Source organism: Thiothrix fructosivorans, from assembly GCF_017349355.1.
Lineage (GTDB): Bacteria > Pseudomonadota > Gammaproteobacteria > Thiotrichales > Thiotrichaceae > Thiothrix > Thiothrix fructosivorans.
On record NZ_JAFMPM010000006.1, the window covers coordinates 529072 to 546683 of the forward strand.

Sequence of the window (17612 nt, forward strand, 5' to 3'; positions counted from 1 at the left end):
TATAAAATCTACTCAAATCTATCCACTATTATCCATTTTGGATAGTTTTTAAAAAACCAGTTACCGTTTATCCGCGAATAGTAGCAGCAAGAATACCCTTGACTAGACAACTATCACGCTGCATTGCATTCTGTCAGCCATGATCATCAGCCACAAAATCCGCCTTGCCCCTAACAACCAGCAAGCCACGTACTTGGCGAAAGCCGCCGGTACGGCGCGTTTTGCTTACAACTGGGCATTGGCGGAATGGCAAACCCAATACGCGGCATGGCAAGACGACAACACCCAGCCCAAACCCAACCAAATGAGCTTGCGCCGTCAATTGAATGCCATCAAGCGCGAGCAATTCCCGTGGATGCTGGAAGTCACCAAAAATGCCCCACAAATGGCGATCATCCAACTCGGTGCAGCGTTCAAGAACTTCTTTGCTGGGCGTGCCCAGTACCCGCGATTCAAAAAGAAAAGCAAAAGCCGCGACAGTTTCACCCTCACCAACGACCAATTTAGCATCGACGCTTGCCGCATCCGCATTCCCAACCTTGGGTTAGTGCGAATGCGGGAAACGTTACGCTTTTCCGGCAAAATCCTCTCTGCCACGGTTTCCCGTACCGCTGACCAGTGGTTCGCCAGTATCACCGTGGATACGCAAGACTATCACCACCTGCCGCCTACCGAAAACCAAGGTACGGTGGGGGTGGATTTGGGCGTATCCGCACTGGCAACCCTGTCAACGGGGGAAAAAGTGGCAGGGGCGAAGCCGCATAAAGCCTTGCTTTCCCGTCTAAGACGACTATCTCGCCGCCTGTCCCGCAAGATCAAAGGCAGTGCCAACCGCCACAAAGCGCAACAGAAGCTGGCAAAACTTCACGCACGTATTGCCAACATCCGCCAAGACAGTTTGCACCAACTCACCACCGACCTAACCCGTCGTTTCCACACCATCGGTATTGAAGATTTAAACGTGTCCGGCATGGTCAAGAACCGCCATTTATCCCGTGCGATCAGTGACATGGGCTTTTTTGAGTTCCGCCGCCAACTGGAATACAAGGCGGGGATGCGCGGAGCAGTAGTCGTGGTGGCTGATCGGTTTTTTGCCTCCAGCAAAACCTGTTTTGCCCCCGGTTGTGGGTATAAAGTGGACAAGCTGCCGCTGTCGATACGTGAATGGACTTGCCCCGTTTGCGGTGCAGTTCATGATCGTGACATAAACGCCACCAAGAATTTAGAAGGATATGCCGTGAGTTACACGGTGTCTGCCTGTGGAGGGTGCGACCTGATGCCTCTTAAGTGATTGTTTCATTTGTCAAAAGCAAAAGAGAAACCTGGTGTTTCGCCACCAGTAGCCTACTGACCCATGCGGTGCTGGTAACGGTGCGGTGTGAAGCGGTCAGGACAAAGTAACCTGCCATAAGGCGGCGTAGGTTTCGTGAGGAAACACGCTATCTGTAAGCATCAATGCGGATGGGAGCTAGGCTTGATGGTATGACTAACGAAAGTGAACTGCTGATAAACATCGTAAAGCAGAACGAGCTAAAGATGCTGACAAGCTTGAGCCAAAAGGCAAATGGCTGGTTAATCCCCTCCTCCATGGGATTACGCGGACACAACAGCCATCGGTGAACAGGCAGGGTCTACCCCATCATTGTCACTCAAGTGGAACAGGATAAGCCCGTATCCCCGCCAGCAATGGCAAGCCGACCGTAAGGGAAGCCGATGGGAATGCGGGTATGGGATGCCAGAAAAAGCGAATGCCACTCTGTAATGGGGTGGACAGGGGTTGAAACATCACCCTGCCCAAAAGGGTGCAGACTTCTGGCGGGTCTCTCTTTGCAGGAGAGTTTGTAGGACTTTTACAGGAGGTTGGACAAATGAACGAAGCGCAAGCCAAGTGTGCCACCCCCGATGGCGTGGTGGATTGGCACGGAATTGACCGGGCAAAAGCACATCAGGCCACCCAAAAGCTGCAAGTGCGTATTGCAAAGGCAATCCGGGAAGGGAAGCACCGCAAGGCAAAATCCTTGCAATGGCTACTGACCCACTCGTTTTACGCCAAATGCATGGCGGTCAAACGTGTCACGGAAAACAGCGGCAAAAAGACTGCCGGGGTGGACAATGAAACTTGGGACACTCCACCGGCCAAAGCCAAAGCAATAGTGGGTCTCAAACGCAGGGGCTACAAGCCCCAGCCACTGAGACGGGTATATATTCCCAAAGCAAACGGCAAGCAACGCCCGTTAGGCATCCCGACGATGAAAGACAGGGCTATGCAAGCACTTCACTTGCTTGCCCTTGAACCCATCTCGGAAACCACAGCCGACCCGAACTCATACGGGTTCAGGCCAAAACGGGGTTGCAAGGACGCAGCGGAACAGATATTCATCAGCATGGCGCAAAAAACGCAGGCAAAGTGGGTATTGGAGGCAGACATCGCCGGGTGCTTTGATAACATTAGCCATGAATGGTTGCTCGCCAACATCCCTACGGATACGGCGATACTCAGGAAATGGCTGAAGGCAGGGTTCGTGTGGAAAGGGGTGCGCTCCGATACGGAAGCAGGCACTCCACAGGGCGGTATCATATCCCCCGTACTGGCAAACATGGCACTGGACGGATTGGCGGGTAAACTGGCTAAAGCCTTCCCAAAAATCACTGGACGTGGCAGGGCGACCAAGGTCAATTATATCCGATATGCCGATGACTTCATCATCACGGGCACAAGCCCGGAAGTGCTGGAAGAAGCCAAAACCATCACTGAACGGTTTCTGGAGGCAAGGGGACTAATCCTCTCACCGGAAAAGACCAAGGTGGTGAACATCTCAGAAGGTTTCGACTTTCTGGGCTGGAATTTCCGCAAGTACAACGGGAAGATGATGATCAAACCTGCCAAGAAGAACGTTAAAAACTTCTTGGCAGGCATCAGGCAACTGATAGACAGTAATAAGACCGCCACACAGGAAAACCTGATCCGCCTCCTCAACCCCAAAATACGGGGATGGACGGAGTACCACAAAAACCAAGTGGCAAAGGAAACATTTTCCGATGTTGATCATGCCATCTGGAAAAAGCTATGGAAATGGGCAAGACGGCGACACCCCAACAAACCCAAAATGTGGGTCAAGGCTAAGTATTGGCCTCACCACAATGGGTGTAACTGGACGTTTAGGGTAAAGGTGCTGGACAGGAAAGGGAATGGGGTGTGGCTTGACCTGTTCAAGGCATCCTCTGTTCCCATTGTCCGGCATGTCAAGATTAAGGCAGATGCGAACCCCTATGACCCGGCGCAGGAAGAATACTTTGAGGAGCGGTTTCAACGCCACTTCAAGGAGGAAGCCCACGGCGCTAGGATCAAATACCTCTGGCACTCACAGGACGGCAAGTGTACCGCTTGTGGGCAAAACCTGACCAAGCAAACAGGGTGGCACGTCCACCATGTTATATGGCGGGTAAAAGGGGGTACGGATGACTCGCGGAACTTGGTCTTAATGCACCCGGACTGTCACCGACAATTACACAGCCGTGTAAACCGTGGGTTGCCGACCACCCTGAAAAGTGGCTGAAGAGAGGCTTGAGCCGTATGTGGTGAAAATCACAAGTACGGTTCTTAGGGGAGGATGGTGCAGTAATGTACTGTTCTTACCCGACGGACGGCTCTGGTCTTGGGCGCAAGCCGAAGACGAAACCAGCCCCCGTGAAGCAGGAATTCAACACCATGACTACTTTTAGTTAGCTATAGGTAGATTTGGATAGGTTTGAAATAACGGATTTTGTTCCCCACACCAAAGCAAGCGCGGCTTACTTAATGCCTACCAGTCGGTTACTATCTTCAGCACCTACAATCACGATCAAGAGCGAATAGCATGGACATGATGGAACGCCTCAATGTACTCGGTACGGAACTGGAAGAATGCGGGGTCAAATCCATCACCGGATTTTTCCGCGACGGCTCTTGCAACACCAACAAGCAAGACGCTGGCAAGAAGCCTTCAAAGCCGGAAAAGCACCACGTGTCGTAGTACGCGCCACGCATCAAGCCTGCTTACAAGTCCTGTCATTGGATGACCTAAAAAATCATGCCATCGACTTATCGTAAACCTAACACCGAGAAAAATAAGGTCAGAAGCACATGACGTTACCCCAGCATGACCAAGCAGCCCGTGTATTACTTCAGCAATCCAACGGGCGAATTACCCCCGCCAGAATTGGGGTGTTGGGGATTCTGCTCGCAGCCAACGCCGCCCTGAGCCATCAGGAAATTGAACAGCTCGCACTGCAACAGGGTTACACGTTTGACCGCGTGACCTTGTATCGAGCGTTAGACTGGTTGGTGGAACAAGGCATGGCGCACAAGATCAGCGGCGCAGACCGCACCTGGCGCTACAACGCCCAAGCAGGCATTCCGCACCAGCACGCGCACTTCCATTGTAAGCAATGCGAACAAGTGTTTTGTTTAGAAAATTTGCAACCCGCGTTCTTGTTTGCACTGCCACCGGGCTACCAGCTTGAGCAAGTGGACGTGACCCTACAAGGGCGTTGCCCTGCCTGCACACAACAGTCTTAAACACCACCCCTCTTTCTGTAGGAGCTTGCCCTGCAAGCGATCACCCGCTATATTAATGCAATCTTGTTGCAAAAGAGATCCGTATGAGAATCCACCATGACTGACGCGGTAGATGCACGCATCCCCATCACCTTGCTCACCGGCTTTCTCGGCAGCGGCAAAACCACGGTACTCAACAACCTGCTGAAACCCTCGTTCTGGGAACGCTTGCTACGTGCGCCGCCCTTGACCGCCGTCATCATGAACGAATTCGGCAGTATCGGGCTGGATCACCAACTGGTCGATAACACCCAAGGCACGATGGCACTGCTGTCCGGCGGGTGCGTGTGCTGCGAAATCCAAGGTTCACTCGTCCCCACCCTGAAAAATCTGTGGATGGGGCGGCGCGATGGCAAAATCCCCCCCTATGAACGCATTATCATCGAAACCACTGGCATTGCCGACCCCACGCCGATCCTCGAAACCCTGCTGCGTTCCGACTGGGTAGCCAAACGCCATTATCTGGATGGGGTTGTTACCACGGTGGATGCGGTATTCGGTAATGGTCAACTCGACCAGCACTTTGAAGCCGTGCGCCAAGTGGCGGGTGCAGACCGTTTGCTGCTGACCAAAACCGACCTTGCGGATGCTGCCATCATCCAACAGCTCGAAAGCCGCCTTGCCAGCCTCAATCCATCCGCACCGCTCGTGCATGTTCAGCACGGCAACGTTGACCCCGACCATGTGTTCAAACTCCGCGCTTACCACCAATCCGAACCTGTCAAAGCCAAGCGGTGGCTTGCGGCAGAAAACTTCCGCGTCGTCAGTGCGAGTTTACCACTCAAACAACCCAGCATCCTCAACCCCAGCCCCCCCACGCACGGTAGCACGGATGGGCGCATCCGCAGCTTTTCCCTGCAATTCGACCAGCCCTTGCCGTGGGCAGGTGTCTCCGAAGCACTCGACACGCTGGTGGAATTTTGCAGCGCCCGTCTGTTACGCATGAAAGCCATCGTCAACGTGCAAGAATATCCCGGTCGCCCCATCGTGCTACACGCGGTGCAACACCTGTTTTACCCCTCGGTGGAACTTCCCGCATGGCCTGACGCTGACCAACGCAGTCGCTTTGTATTCATCACCGCCGATCTCGACGAAGCTTTTGTCAGTAACTTGCTGACCTCGTTTACCCAAACCGTCACCCCTTCACCGTCCACTGGAGAATAATATGAACTACCCTAGCATCCTCCTCAGCCTGTGCCTGACACTGTCCACCAGCAACCTTTACGCTGATGACCACACGCACGAACACGAAGAACACGGCGCACACGAACACGGTGCTGCCACCCTCGCCCTCGCGGTTGGCGAGGAAGGGCTGGAAATCATGCTCGAATCCCCCGCCGCCAATATTGTCGGCTTTGAACATGCCGCCACTACCGATGCGGACAAGCAAAAACTCGCTGATGCGGTGAAAAAGCTCAAAGCAGGGGCAGAATTATTCAGCATGAATACCGAAGCGGGTTGCACGCTCAAAAGTGCCGAAGTTGTCTCCGCTCTGTTGGGAAATGCCGCCGAGACTGCTAATGAAGCCCACAACGATATGGACGTCACTTGGTCATTTGCCTGCACCCAACCCGCCGAACTGAAAGAAGTGGCGGTGAAACTCTTCGCCGCGTTCCCCGACGGTTTCCAGCACATCAAAGCGGAATGGGTAACGGATAAAGGCGCATCAGCGGTGGAATTGGACAAGGATGACACCCTCAAGCTGACCCCATGAACGTCATCGAACTACGCAACCTGCACTATCGCTGGCAAGGGCAAAGCCGCGACACGCTGGCTATTGCCGAACTGCACGTTGCCCAAGGCGAACACCTATTTATTCGCGGCGCAAGCGGCAGCGGTAAAACCACATTCCTCAACCTGTTGGCTGGAATTCTGCACCCCGCCAGCGGTAGCTTGACTATTCTGGGGCAAGCCTTGCACAGCATGGATAATGCCGCCCGCGACCGGTTTCGTGCGGATCACATGGGCGTGATCTTCCAGCAGTTCAACCTGTTGCCGTATCTATCGGTGCGCGAAAATGTGCAGTTACCTTGCCATTTTTCCACGCGGCGCAAGCAACAGGCAGGGGATATGCAAGCCACCACCAACCGCTTGTTGGAACATCTGGGGCTAGATCGCAACTTGTGGGAACGCCCCGTCACCGACCTGAGCGTGGGGCAACAACAGCGCGTCGCCGTCGCCCGCGCCCTGATCGGCAGCCCCGAACTGATTATTGCGGATGAACCCACGTCGGCGTTGGATACGGATACCCGTGATGGTTTCCTGAACTTGTTGTTCCAAGAAGCGGCAGCGCAGGGCAGTACCATTGTGTTCGTGAGCCATGATCCTCACATTGCCAGCCACTTTCCACGAGTGGTGGATTTGGCTAAAGTGAATCAAACGCTAATCCCATCAACACCCAACCCAAAGTGAAACCGCGCATGACATCACCCACTGACCAACCACCCCGAAAGCAAAACAACAACCCACTGCACGGTCTGACCCTGCAAACTATCCTCACCGAATTGGTAGACTACTTCGGCTGGGAAGGCTTAGCGGAACGCATCCCCGTGCGCTGTTTTGCCAGTGACCCCAGCATTGCCTCCAGCCTGAAATTCTTGCGCAAAACTCCATGGGCGCGGGAAAAAGTCGAAGGGCTGTATGGCTTTATGTTGCGCGAAAAACGCCGCGAATCATGATCCTACTCCACCTCACCCTCCGCAGCCTGTGGAATCGCCGCGCCAGCCTGCTGCTCACGCTGTTTTCCATCGCCATCAGCGTTTCGCTATTATTAGGCGTGGAATACATCCGCAAGGAAGCCAAAAGCAGTTTCCTCAGCACCATTTCCGGCACGGATTTAGTGGTGGGCGCACGCAGCGGCCCGGTGCAATTGCTGCTTTACAGCGTGTTCCGCATTGGCAACGCCACCAATAATATCAGTTGGCAGTCGTACCAAGACGTCGCCAGCAAGCCGCTAGTGGAATGGACAATCCCCATTAGCCTCGGCGATTCGCATCAAGGCTATCGCGTACTGGGTACGAATCAGGATTATTTTCGCTACTACCGCCACGGCGATAAACGCTTGCTGGAATTCGCTGAAGGCAAGCCGTTTGCAGGCGTGTTTGATGCCGTCTTGGGTGCAGAAGTGGCTCGCAAACTTGGCTACCAACTCAACGACAACATCGTGATTGCGCACGGCGCGGCAGCCACCCGTTTCACCTTGCACGACGATAAGCCTTTCCATGTTGTCGGCATCCTCAAACCCACAGGCACGCCCATCGACCGCACCGTACACGTCTCACTGGAAGGTATCGAAGCCATCCATGTTGACTGGGTAGGCGGAACCAAAGTCCCCGGCTACCAAATCAGTGCAGTAGACGCCTTGCAGAAAAACCTGCAACCGAAAGTGATCACCGCCTTCATGGTCGGGCTGAAAAACCGTGCCGCCGCGTTCCGGGTGCAACGTGAGATCAACGATTACCAGCGCGAACCCTTGCTGGCAACCGTCCCTGGCATTGCCCTCGCCGAACTCTGGCAAGCGATTGGCATGTTTGAAACCGTGTTGCGAATTATCACCGGTTTTGTGGTGGTGGCGGGCTTGCTCGGCATGTTGACCACGCTGCTATCCACCCTGAACGAGCGGCGGCGCGAAATGGCGATCTTGCGAGCGGTCGGCGCACACCCACGCCACGTATTTTTGCTGTTCGTGCTGGAAGCATCGGTCATTGCAGTACTGGGTTGCTTATTGGGGGCAGGGCTGGTATTCATCGGACTATTAGCCGCCCGCCCGTGGGTAATGGCGGAATACGGTTTTTACTTGAGGACGTGGATTCCTGATCTGAATGACGGCTTGTTGCTTGCAGTGGTAGCGGTGCTTGCGCTACTGTTTAGCCTGATTCCGGGAGCAATTGCCTACCGCCGTTCCCTGCAAGATGGTTTGACTGTAAGAGTTTAATGATGAAGACAACAATTCTGCCCGTATTGGTGCTCGCTAGCCTATTAGTTGCTTGTGGTGAAGAAAAGCCTGCCATAGATGCCACACCACCCACCACCACTGCACCCGCCATTGTGGCGAAACCAAGCATCGCAGACACTGATAAAGATACCCCCGCACTCTCACCTGCTGCCGAGGCATTAGCGACCGCACAAGCCGAATTGCCCGTGGATGCGCCCGCGATTGGCACGCCAATCCAAGAGATGACTAAACCAACGGAGGGAGGTGCAGCCCCCAAACAAGACGGCGAATTCACCGAAATCGAGTGGGAAAATCTGGAGATGCCGGGACAAGGCTTGGCAGACATCATGAAAAAATACCAGCCCCAGATTGATGCCATCCCCGAAGGCGATCCCGCTGAAGATGCTATGATGGAAAAAGTGCAAGCTGAACTCAATTCAGCCCCCGTCAACGCCGCACTGAACGGCAAAAAGATCAAAATCCCCGGCTTTATCTCGCCCTTAGAAGCCGATGACAAACAAGGCATGGTCAAAGAATTCCTGCTCGTGCCTTACTTTGGCGCGTGCATTCACGTACCACCGCCACCACTCAACCAAACCTTGTTGGTCAAACCCTTGGAAGGCAAAAGCATCGGCATGGAACGCATGTACGAACCTGTTTGGGTATCCGGCACGATTGTGACGGAGCAAGTCCACACCGATTTAGCAGAAGCGGGCTACCAAATCAAAGATGCGTCTGTCGAAGTCTATGAGGAAGACGAAAGCACGGCGCGTCAAGACTAAACGGCAGCGATTCAGCCATTGTTGTGCGGCACAAGGCGTTGTAACGCCAGCCGCCACACCACCCAATACAACAGAATACCGCCCGCATCTGCCGCCAAATCTGCCAGCGAAGCCGAACGCCATGTCGTCAGGCTTTGCACGACTTCAATCAGCGCCCCATACCCCAGCAACACCGGCACTTTCCAACGCCAGAAATGACGGGGCGTTGCCAAATCCAGTAACACCGCGAAACCAAACAACGCGCCTGCATGTAAGAATTTGTCAGTATAGGGCAGTAAACTTTCGCCACTGCTGGGCAGTAAGGCTGCAACGATGCCTAATAACATCAACGCAACAAATAAAAATTTCAGAATAAGGCGAGTGCGAGGCGCGTTCAGCCTAAATCGCGCGAGAATAGCTTGCATGGGAATATAGCTTCTTTATCAGAGTTAGAGCGCCAGCATACCGATTAATCCATCGCAATGACAATCTGATTACGGGTATCCGTCAACACCGTGAAGCTGCGGCGGCGTTCCAAACCATTCAAATTGGCGACGGCTTCGTAATGCCCCGGCGATACTTCTAAGGTCGCCGAATGGCGGCGGGGGGCTGCCACTAGTTGTTTCGCCCCATCCAAGCGATACACCGTCCATGTCATCGGGCGCAACGCGGGGGCATCCCCCAATGTCGCAATCAAACTGACTTTACCGGTGGGAATCTGGATACTGGCAGCCGTCAACATCCCCGCTGTTACCGAGAGGCGTTGCTTATAGCTAATCCCAAACGGACGCTTGGCTTCCACCTCATAATCACCGGCTGCCACCAACGTGTCGAGTTGCGTGCTGTGCGGGTAAGCACGTGCTGACGCACCCACCGCCACTGCGGTGACTTGCCAATCCGCTGTTGTCAGACTCCTCACCCGCAAACGCCCAACCTTGGGGGAGAAGGGCAAGGTGGTGACTTGCCCTGCGTTCACTTGCACGGTTTTATGTTCAGTATAGCCACCGACCGACAACTGCACCTCATACGTGCCGTTGGGTAAGGTGACTTGCGGGGAAGCACCGACGAGAGGCGGTGCTACTTGAGTGCCATCCTGTGTACGAATCTGCCACGCAATGTCACTCGCTTTAACGTGCAATACTTCCGGTAATTCCGCCGACAGGTCGAGATTATGCGACAGCGAAAGAGGAATATCAGCCATGCTTGGCATAGTGCCCATGAAAAATAGGGTAGCGCACAGGGCTTGCGTGCAACGCAATACACTGCACTTCAAGGCGTGAAGTTGCTTATTCTTGTTATGGCTTGGCATCGAGTTTCTAACCGCGTTCTGACAGAACACCCATGAAAAGCGATTATTGACTGAATAACAACGTTAAGCAGATGGGTAAGGGGGTTTTTACGCCCGACGGATACGGGTTAATTATTTTGATTACTTATCAAGCAATTGTTGATTGAATGGAGGGAGGGGCGTATTGCTAACGGTCGTGAATGGGATAGTTGCCTGAACCTTCGCGGTGGGTGTTAATGCATCCAATGTCGCTAACCATTGCATCTTTTCCAAAGTGCAAACGGGCAAGATCAGTTTGCCTTGAAAATGCCCTGTACCAACCGTTTGCAAATCCGCGTACTGATAGCCCATGAACATATTCACGCCTACCACCGTCAGGCGCATACTGGTGACATCCGGCAAGCCCGTCGTTTCCACCTGCACGGTCAGTTCTTGCATTAACGGAATAGTGGGCGGGTTGATGCTGAAGCGAATGCTACGCCCTTGGCTGTCGCTTGCCACACACGGCGCTTGCTGTAAATCGCAGGGGATTTGCAGCGTCAGCGCAGCCACTGGCACAGCGGGTGAAGTGCTGCGACTCTCCCACAGCACTTTACCTGCCACGGTCACAGCAAACACCACCACGCCCAGCAGCAAATAAGCCTTCATCCCGCAAACTCGGCAATGACGGGCGTATGGTCGGAGGGCTTTTCCCAAGTACGCGGTTCACGGTCAATCACGCACGACTGGCAAGCGTCAGCTAACGGTTTACTGGCAAGAATGAGGTCAATCCGCAAGCCGTGATTGCGGCGGAAACCCGCCGCACGGTAATCCCACCAGCTAAAACTTTTCTCCGGCTGCGCAAACTGGCGGAAGGTATCGCTTAAGCCCACGGCTTGAATCGCTTGCAACGCGGCACGTTCTGGTGGAGAGCAGAGAATGCCGTCTCCCCACGCTATGGGATCATGCACGTCACGGTCTTCAGGAGCAATGTTGAAATCACCTAGCACCACGAGCTTCGGATAAAGTGCCGCTTGTTGCTGCAACCACGCGGTCACTTGCGCCAACCAGTCAAGCTTGTACGCGTATTTATCCGAACCAACTTCCGAACCGTTGACCACGTACAAATTCACCACGCGCACCCCGTCGAGCGTAGCGGCAAGGATGCGGCGTTGCGGATCGTCTAAATCAGGGATGTCAGTCATCACGTCCGTCGCGGGTGATTTGCTGAGGATTGCCACGCCGTTATAGGTTTTCTGCCCAGCAAACACGGTGTGATAACCTGCCGCTTGCAATTCCACCAACGGGAACTGTGCATCCACCGTTTTGGTTTCCTGAATCGCCAACACGTCCGGTTGCACGGCTGCCAGCCATTGCAAGACGTGGGGTAGGCGCACCCGTAGCGAATTGACGTTCCATGTCGCGATTTTCATACAGCAAGACCGCTGTGGCGGAGCAGAGCATCCGCTGAAGGTTTACGCCCACGGAAGGCAACAAACGATTCCATTGCTTTGCGTGAACCACCGACTTGCAATACTTCTTTCAGAAACGCTTCGCCCACGCCCGCATCAAACAAGCCTTCTTCTTCAAAGCGCGCAAACGCATCTGCCGACAATACTTCCGCCCACTTGTAACTGTAATAGCCTGCCGCGTAACCACCGGCAAAAACGTGGGTAAAGCTGTTCGGCATCCGGTTAAAAGCAGGGGGTTTGATCACCGCGACCTGTTCCAATACCGCCTGACGAATCGCTGCGACTTTGCCGGGTTCTGCGGCTTGCGGGTCAAGGTGTAGCTTCATATCAAACAGCGCAAATTCCAATTGGCGCACTGTCGCCATCGCGGTTTGGAAATGCCGCGCTGCTTGCATTTTTTGGAACAAGGCTTCCGGAAAGGCTGCGCCCGTTTCCCAATGCGCCGCGATCATGTCCAGCACGCTGCGTTCCCAGCACCAGTTTTCCATGAACTGGCTCGGCAGCTCGACCGCATCCCATTCCACGCCATTGATACCCGCGACATCGGGATAATCGACCTGCGTGAGCATGTGGTGCAAACCGTGCCCAAATTCGTGGAACAACGTCACCACTTCATCGTGAGTAAACAGCGCAGGCTTGTCACCGACAGGAGCGCTGCTATTGCACGTCATGAATGCCACCGGAATCTGCACGCCATCGGCACGCCGAAAACGTCCGCAGAAATCGCTCATCCACGCCCCACCACGCTTGTGCTGACGGGCGTATAAATCGAGGTAGAAACACGCTTGCACCGCACCGCTACGGTCATACACCAGATAGAAACGCACGTCGTTATGCCATAGATCAATGTGACCAGCTTGCTGCTCGATGCGCACACCGAAGAGTTTTTCCACCAAGGTAAACAAGCCGCTGATCACACGGGCAGCAGGGAAGTAGGGCTTCAAATCTTCTTCGCTGAAATCGAAACGCGCTTGTTTCATCTTCTCGCTGACGTAACCCACGTCCCACGCTTGCACATCGTCCAGCCCCAACTGGTCACGCGCAAAGGTTTGGATCTCGGCAAATTCGGTTTTCGCAAATGCCTTGGATTTACGTGCTAGGTCTTCGAGGAAATCCAGCACTTGCTGCGGGCTTTCAGCCATCTTGGTTGCCAAGGAGAGTTCAGCAAAATTGGCGTACCCCAGCAAACTGGCTTCTTCCTGACGCAAGCGCAGAATGTCGCACATCACTTGCGTGTTATCCCATTCCGCATTCGCACCGAGTTCCGAAGCACGCGTGGTGTATGCCCGATACACTTCCGCTCGCAATTCGCGGTTATCGGCATACGTCATCACCGGGAAGTAAGAAGGGAATTGCAGGGTAATCACCCAGCCTTCCATATCACGCTGTTTGGCGGTTTGGGCTGCCATTTCCAATGCGGATTCAGGTAAACCTGCCAACGCGTTCACATCCAGAATCTGCTTCGTCCACGCATTTGTCGCATCCAACACATTGTCGGAAAAGCGCGAAGTCAGTTGTGAGAGTTCCTGACTGATGGCACGGAAACGCTCTTTTTGCGCTTCCGGCAAAGCTACACCGGATAGCGTGAAACCTAGCAAGCTATCATCCAAACTCTTCTGTTGCGCCGTATCCAACCCCGTTTCACTATCACGCACGGACTGCATGGCTTGATACAACTTCGCGTTCTGACCTAACTCCGTGTGGTAATCACTCAGCCGCGACAGGTTATCGTTGTATGCCTTACGTAATTCCTCGGTGTTGACCACCGCGTTCATGTGACTCACGGGCGACCACATGCGATCCAAGCGATTACCTGCTTCGTTCATCGGCGCAACCAGATTGTTCCACGTGAAACGTGTTTCAGTATCCAGCGTTTGGTCTAACCATGCGCGGTTGTCTTGCAACACCACGTCTAACGCAGGGGTAATGTGCTCCGGCTTGATTTGCGAGAACAGCGGCAGGTTGCTGATGTCCAGCAAGGGATTTTCTTGTTTCACGTGAAACCTCACACGTCCAGATTGGAAACAGACAACGCATTCTTTTCGATAAAGTCACGACGCGGCTCGACTTCATCGCCCATCAACATGGTAAACACTTCGTCGGCAGCAATCGCATCTTCGACGCGGACTTGCATCAAACGGCGCGTTTCGGGGTTCAGCGTGGTATCCCACAACTGCTCAGGATTCATTTCACCCAAACCTTTATAGCGGCTGATTTGCAAACCACGGTTAGCTTCTTTCATCAACCATTCCACCAATTGGTCGAAACGTTGCGCTTCGTATTTGCGTTCGCCGCGTATCACCACCGCACCTTCTCCGAGCAAACCATCCATTTCACGATTGGTTTTGATCAACAATTTGGTTTCTGGCATTAGGAAGAAATCGCGGTCGAGCAGAATACGGTGGTCAAGACCGTGCTGACGGCGGTTAACTTCTAACGTCCATGCGCCATCGTCAATTTTGTTTAAGTGCGAGGTATAAGTACGTGCACCATTATCCGCCGTGTTCATCGTGGCAATGGCACTGCCGACCCATTCGGCAAACGCTTCGGCAGTGACACTGTTGGTTTCTTCGGTGGAGGGCAGTCTTTCAAACAGCAAAGCTTCCAACAAATTACGGTCGTAACGGCGTGATAAACGGCTAATCACCTGCTTGGCGGCATTGTATTGCCGTACCAAGGTTTCCAAGGCTTCGCCACTGATGGCAGGGGAGTGCGCATCCAAATGCAGGTTCGAGCCGTCCAAGGCTAATTGCAGCAAGTAACGTTCCATTTCGCTGTCGTCTTTGATGTATTGCTCTTGTTTGCCGCGCTTGGCTTTGTACAGCGGGGGTTGCGCAATGTAGATGTAACCGCGTTCCACCAATTCCGGCAATTGCCGATAGAAGAAGGTCAGCAGTAGAGTGCGAATATGCGAACCGTCCACGTCCGCATCCGTCATAATAATAATGCGGTGATAGCGCAATTTGTCGATATTGTATTCTTCGCGCCCAATGCCGCAGCCTAGTGCGATGATCAATGTGCCGACCTCTTGGGAGCTGATCATCTTGTCAAAACGGGCGCGTTCCACGTTGAGGATCTTACCCTTGAGTGGCAGGATAGCTTGAGTGCGACGGTCACGGCCTTGCTTGGCGGAACCACCTGCGGAATCCCCTTCCACGAGGAATAGTTCGGAGAGGGCGGGGTCTTTTTCTTGGCAATCGGCGAGTTTACCGGGCAAACCAGCGATGTCTAATGCGCCCTTTCGGCGAGTCATGTCACGCGCTTTACGAGCCGCTTCACGCGCACGCGCCGCTTCAATCATCTTGCCCGCAATTAGCTTGGCTTCGGAAGGGCTTTCCAGCAAAAATTCGCCGAGGCGTTCGTTCATTGCCGCTTCGACAATGCCTTTGACTTCGGATGACACCAGCTTGTCTTTGGTTTGCGAGGAAAATTTTGGGTCGGGTACTTTGACTGACAATACAGCGGTTAAGCCTTCACGCGCATCATCACCAGTTGGGCTGATTTTTTCTTTTTTCGCTAACCCAGCGCTTTCGATATAGCTGTTCAGAGTACGGGTGAGGGCAGCGCGGAAACCGGATAAATGTGAACCGCCATCGCGTTGTGGAATATTGTTGGTGTAGCAGAAAATGTTTTCCTGATACGAATCGTTCCACTGCAACGCGACTTCCACGCCCACGCCATCGCGTTCGGTGGTGAAGTAAATGATATTGTTGTGGATCGGTGATTTGTTGCGGTTGAGGTGTGCGACAAAGGCTTTAATGCCGCCCTCGTATTCAAACACGTCTTCACGCCCTTCGCCACGACGGTCGATCAGGTGAATACGTACTCCAGAATTCAAAAACGATAATTCCCGCAAACGTTTCGCGAGGATGTCGTAATGAAATTCGGTCAATGCGAAAATTTCCGCACTCGGCCAAAAGCGCACCGATGTGCCTGTGCCTTCGGTATCGCCAATAATCGCTAGTGGTGCAACCGGATCACCTAATTTATACATCTGCTGATGCAATTTACCGTTGCGACGAATCGTTAATTCCAAATCGGCAGACAACGCATTCACCACCGAGATACCTACCCCGTGCAAACCGCCTGACACTTTGTAGGAGTTATCGTCGAATTTACCGCCCGCGTGCAACACAGTCATAATGACTTCAGCGGCTGAACGACCTTCTTCTTCGTGCATGTCCACTGGAATGCCACGCCCATCATCGGATACGCGTACCGAGCCATCACTGAAAATTTCGACTTTGACTTCTTTGCAATAACCGGCAAGCGCTTCGTCGATAGAGTTATCCACAACCTCGAAGACCATGTGGTGCAAACCTGTGCCGTCATCGGTATCGCCGATGTACATACCGGGGCGTTTGCGCACCGCTTCCAAGCCTTTGAGTACTTTGATGTTCGAGGAATCGTAGGTGGGTACAACAGGTGTTGGTTCAGTCATTTTATTTCCATTGTTACGGTCATGGGGTGATCAGTTTGCGGCAAATACTTGCCCGTGTTTCACTTGAAACGCCTGCGCGTCTGCCACCCAATTCTTCAGGGGTTGGTGATGTGTGCCGGTTATGATTAATTGTTGCTGCGTCGTGCGCAGGGTATTGTACAACGCTTGCTGGTTTTGCTCATCCAGTTCTGATGCCAAGTCGTCAATGGCGATTATACCGCGTTTTGTGGCGTTATCGGCAATGGCATGACTTTGGGCTAACAATAAAGCCACAGCGAGTACTTTAAGCTGCCCGCGTGACGCAATCCGTAGCGCAGGAACGCCCTCCAGCAAGATGTGCAAATCTGCCCGGTGTGCACCGTACAAGGTGAAACCTTGCTTGCATTCTTGTTCGGTTTTTTCGCTTAAAAATTGTGCTATTTGCGATTCATCCTGTGGATTAATCCCCACCGGAAAGCCACTACTGAGCACAAGCTGTGGATAACTTACCGCTGAGAGTAACTCGGCGCAATCTTGTAACACGGTTTGCAATGCTGTTAATGCATCCATCCTGTAACGCCACAGAATCGGCTGTAAGGCGATTAACTGCCGTGTCCACTGTGGTAGGGCTTGACGTTGCTTAGAGTCGCGTAGACAAGCATTGCGTTGCTTTAACACCCGTTGGTAGTCTCGCCATGCCCGATTGAATTCAGCAAAGCGATAAAACGCAATCCAATCCAAAAATGCGCGGCGGGCGGTGGGGCTGCCTGTGAGTAACTCGACCGAACCGGGGTGAATGAGGGTAAGCGGAACGTGCGTACTGAGTTCCGCTTGCTGTTGTACATCGGCGTGGTTGATACGAATACGCGTTTCTGCCGCACTTTTCGTGATGCCCAGTGGATAACTTTGCAGAATGATGCCTTGTTCCACGCTGGCAGCAACGGTGAGTTCGTTTTCCCCACGAGTAATGACTTCCGCAATCCGTGGGGTACGAAACGAGCGTCCCCGCGATAACACCGCGAGCGCTTCTAGCAAACTGGACTTGCCGGAAGCGTTGTCCCCATATAGCACATTCGCGTGTGCACTTAATGCTAACGCGGTGCTGTGGATAACTCGGCAATGTTGGACGTTAAGACGACTTATCCACACCCTATTGGTTCT

General features: G+C 53.4%; 16 protein-coding genes and 1 pseudogene. 10 read left to right on the forward strand and 7 right to left on the reverse strand.

From position 1 onward, the window contains the following. The first annotated feature begins 139 nt into the window (after window positions 1-139). The 10 genes and pseudogenes from J1836_RS05810 (at window position 140) to J1836_RS05855 (ending at window position 9313) form a co-directional block, all read left to right on the forward strand. Window positions 140-1291, forward strand: a complete 1152-nt coding sequence (locus J1836_RS05810) for an RNA-guided endonuclease InsQ/TnpB family protein (protein WP_242632742.1) — start codon at window positions 140-142, stop codon at window positions 1289-1291. A gap of 577 nt (window positions 1292-1868) precedes the next feature. After that, complete coding sequence (ltrA, locus tag J1836_RS05815) at window positions 1869-3557, forward strand: group II intron reverse transcriptase/maturase (protein WP_207250139.1); 1689 nt, start codon at window positions 1869-1871, stop codon at window positions 3555-3557. Between the two features lie 309 nt (window positions 3558-3866). Further along, window positions 3867-4090, forward strand: a pseudogene (locus J1836_RS05820) (DUF2237 family protein). Between the two features lie 33 nt (window positions 4091-4123). Then, window positions 4124-4558: a Fur family transcriptional regulator gene (locus tag J1836_RS05825; protein ID WP_207250140.1), complete on the forward strand. Its 435-nt coding sequence runs from the start codon at window positions 4124-4126 to the stop codon at window positions 4556-4558. 96 nt (window positions 4559-4654) lie between these two features. Beyond that, the gene (locus tag J1836_RS05830) at window positions 4655-5761 is read left to right on the forward strand and encodes a CobW family GTP-binding protein (RefSeq protein WP_207250141.1); all 1107 of its coding nucleotides are present in this window, start codon (window positions 4655-4657) and stop codon (window positions 5759-5761) included. A gap of 1 nt (window position 5762) precedes the next feature. Then, entirely contained in the window at window positions 5763-6311 is a 549-nt protein-coding gene (locus J1836_RS05835) for a ZrgA family zinc uptake protein (RefSeq protein ID WP_207250143.1), read from the forward strand. Next, a complete protein-coding gene (locus tag J1836_RS05840) occupies window positions 6308-7009 on the forward strand; it encodes an ABC transporter ATP-binding protein (RefSeq protein ID WP_207250144.1) in 702 nt (233 codons plus the stop codon). Before J1836_RS05835 ends, J1836_RS05840 begins: the two co-directional genes overlap by 4 nt. Before the next feature lie 8 nt (window positions 7010-7017). Next, a complete protein-coding gene (locus J1836_RS05845) occupies window positions 7018-7275 on the forward strand; it encodes a VF530 family protein (protein WP_207250146.1) in 258 nt (85 codons plus the stop codon). Then, complete coding sequence (locus J1836_RS05850) at window positions 7272-8531, forward strand: ABC transporter permease (protein ID WP_207250147.1); 1260 nt, start codon at window positions 7272-7274, stop codon at window positions 8529-8531. Before J1836_RS05845 ends, J1836_RS05850 begins: the two co-directional genes overlap by 4 nt. Beyond that, on the forward strand, window positions 8531-9313 hold the full coding sequence (locus tag J1836_RS05855; RefSeq protein WP_242632743.1) for a DUF3299 domain-containing protein: 783 nt from the start codon (window positions 8531-8533) through the stop codon (window positions 9311-9313). Before J1836_RS05850 ends, J1836_RS05855 begins: the two co-directional genes overlap by 1 nt. Window positions 9314-9324: 11 nt before the next feature. On the opposite strand, the gene J1836_RS05860 is transcribed toward J1836_RS05855, so the two are convergent. From J1836_RS05860 to recF, 7 genes are all read right to left on the reverse strand, one after another. After that, the gene (locus tag J1836_RS05860; protein ID WP_207250148.1) at window positions 9325-9717 is read right to left on the reverse strand and encodes a VanZ family protein; all 393 of its coding nucleotides are present in this window, start codon (window positions 9715-9717) and stop codon (window positions 9325-9327) included. A gap of 44 nt (window positions 9718-9761) precedes the next feature. Next, window positions 9762-10601 carry a hypothetical protein gene (locus J1836_RS05865; RefSeq protein ID WP_207250149.1) on the reverse strand — a complete coding sequence of 280 codons (840 nt, stop codon included), beginning with the start codon at window positions 10599-10601 and terminating at the stop codon, window positions 9762-9764. A gap of 120 nt (window positions 10602-10721) precedes the next feature. Beyond that, on the reverse strand, window positions 10722-11228 hold the full coding sequence (locus tag J1836_RS05870; RefSeq protein ID WP_207250151.1) for a hypothetical protein: 507 nt from the start codon (window positions 11226-11228) through the stop codon (window positions 10722-10724). After that, window positions 11225-11992: an exodeoxyribonuclease III gene (gene xth / locus J1836_RS05875; RefSeq protein WP_207250152.1), complete on the reverse strand. Its 768-nt coding sequence runs from the start codon at window positions 11990-11992 to the stop codon at window positions 11225-11227. The genes J1836_RS05870 and xth overlap by 4 nt, the downstream gene beginning before the upstream one ends. Next, window positions 11989-14028: a M3 family metallopeptidase gene (locus tag J1836_RS05880; protein ID WP_207250153.1), complete on the reverse strand. Its 2040-nt coding sequence runs from the start codon at window positions 14026-14028 to the stop codon at window positions 11989-11991. The genes xth and J1836_RS05880 overlap by 4 nt, the downstream gene beginning before the upstream one ends. A gap of 8 nt (window positions 14029-14036) precedes the next feature. After that, window positions 14037-16472 (reverse strand): DNA topoisomerase (ATP-hydrolyzing) subunit B, encoded by a 2436-nt coding sequence (gene gyrB, locus J1836_RS05885; protein WP_207250155.1) that lies wholly within the window; start codon window positions 16470-16472, stop codon window positions 14037-14039. A gap of 30 nt (window positions 16473-16502) precedes the next feature. Then, a complete protein-coding gene (recF, locus tag J1836_RS05890) occupies window positions 16503-17600 on the reverse strand; it encodes a DNA replication/repair protein RecF (protein WP_207250157.1) in 1098 nt (365 codons plus the stop codon). Window positions 17601-17612: the final 12 nt, after the last annotated feature.

What these genes read in the sequence shown, in the direction of transcription:
- J1836_RS05825 (WP_207250140.1), top strand. Translation starts at nt 4,124, where the DNA reads ATGACGTTACCCCAGCATGACCAAGCAGCCCGTGTATTACTTCAGCAA.
- J1836_RS05865 (WP_207250149.1), bottom strand. Translation starts at nt 10,601, where the DNA reads ATGCCAAGCCATAACAAGAATAAGCAACTTCACGCCTTGAAGTGCAGT.
- J1836_RS05845 (WP_207250146.1), top strand. Translation starts at nt 7,018, where the DNA reads ATGACATCACCCACTGACCAACCACCCCGAAAGCAAAACAACAACCCA.
- J1836_RS05830 (WP_207250141.1), top strand. Translation starts at nt 4,655, where the DNA reads ATGACTGACGCGGTAGATGCACGCATCCCCATCACCTTGCTCACCGGC.
- J1836_RS05870 (WP_207250151.1), bottom strand. Translation starts at nt 11,228, where the DNA reads ATGAAGGCTTATTTGCTGCTGGGCGTGGTGGTGTTTGCTGTGACCGTG.
- J1836_RS05840 (WP_207250144.1), top strand. Translation starts at nt 6,308, where the DNA reads ATGAACGTCATCGAACTACGCAACCTGCACTATCGCTGGCAAGGGCAA.
- ltrA (WP_207250139.1), top strand. Translation starts at nt 1,869, where the DNA reads ATGAACGAAGCGCAAGCCAAGTGTGCCACCCCCGATGGCGTGGTGGAT.
- J1836_RS05850 (WP_207250147.1), top strand. Translation starts at nt 7,272, where the DNA reads ATGATCCTACTCCACCTCACCCTCCGCAGCCTGTGGAATCGCCGCGCC.
- J1836_RS05810 (WP_242632742.1), top strand. Translation starts at nt 140, where the DNA reads ATGATCATCAGCCACAAAATCCGCCTTGCCCCTAACAACCAGCAAGCC.
- J1836_RS05855 (WP_242632743.1), top strand. Translation starts at nt 8,531, where the DNA reads ATGATGAAGACAACAATTCTGCCCGTATTGGTGCTCGCTAGCCTATTA.
- xth (WP_207250152.1), bottom strand. Translation starts at nt 11,992, where the DNA reads ATGAAAATCGCGACATGGAACGTCAATTCGCTACGGGTGCGCCTACCC.
- gyrB (WP_207250155.1), bottom strand. Translation starts at nt 16,472, where the DNA reads ATGACTGAACCAACACCTGTTGTACCCACCTACGATTCCTCGAACATC.
- J1836_RS05860 (WP_207250148.1), bottom strand. Translation starts at nt 9,717, where the DNA reads ATGCAAGCTATTCTCGCGCGATTTAGGCTGAACGCGCCTCGCACTCGC.
- J1836_RS05835 (WP_207250143.1), top strand. Translation starts at nt 5,763, where the DNA reads ATGAACTACCCTAGCATCCTCCTCAGCCTGTGCCTGACACTGTCCACC.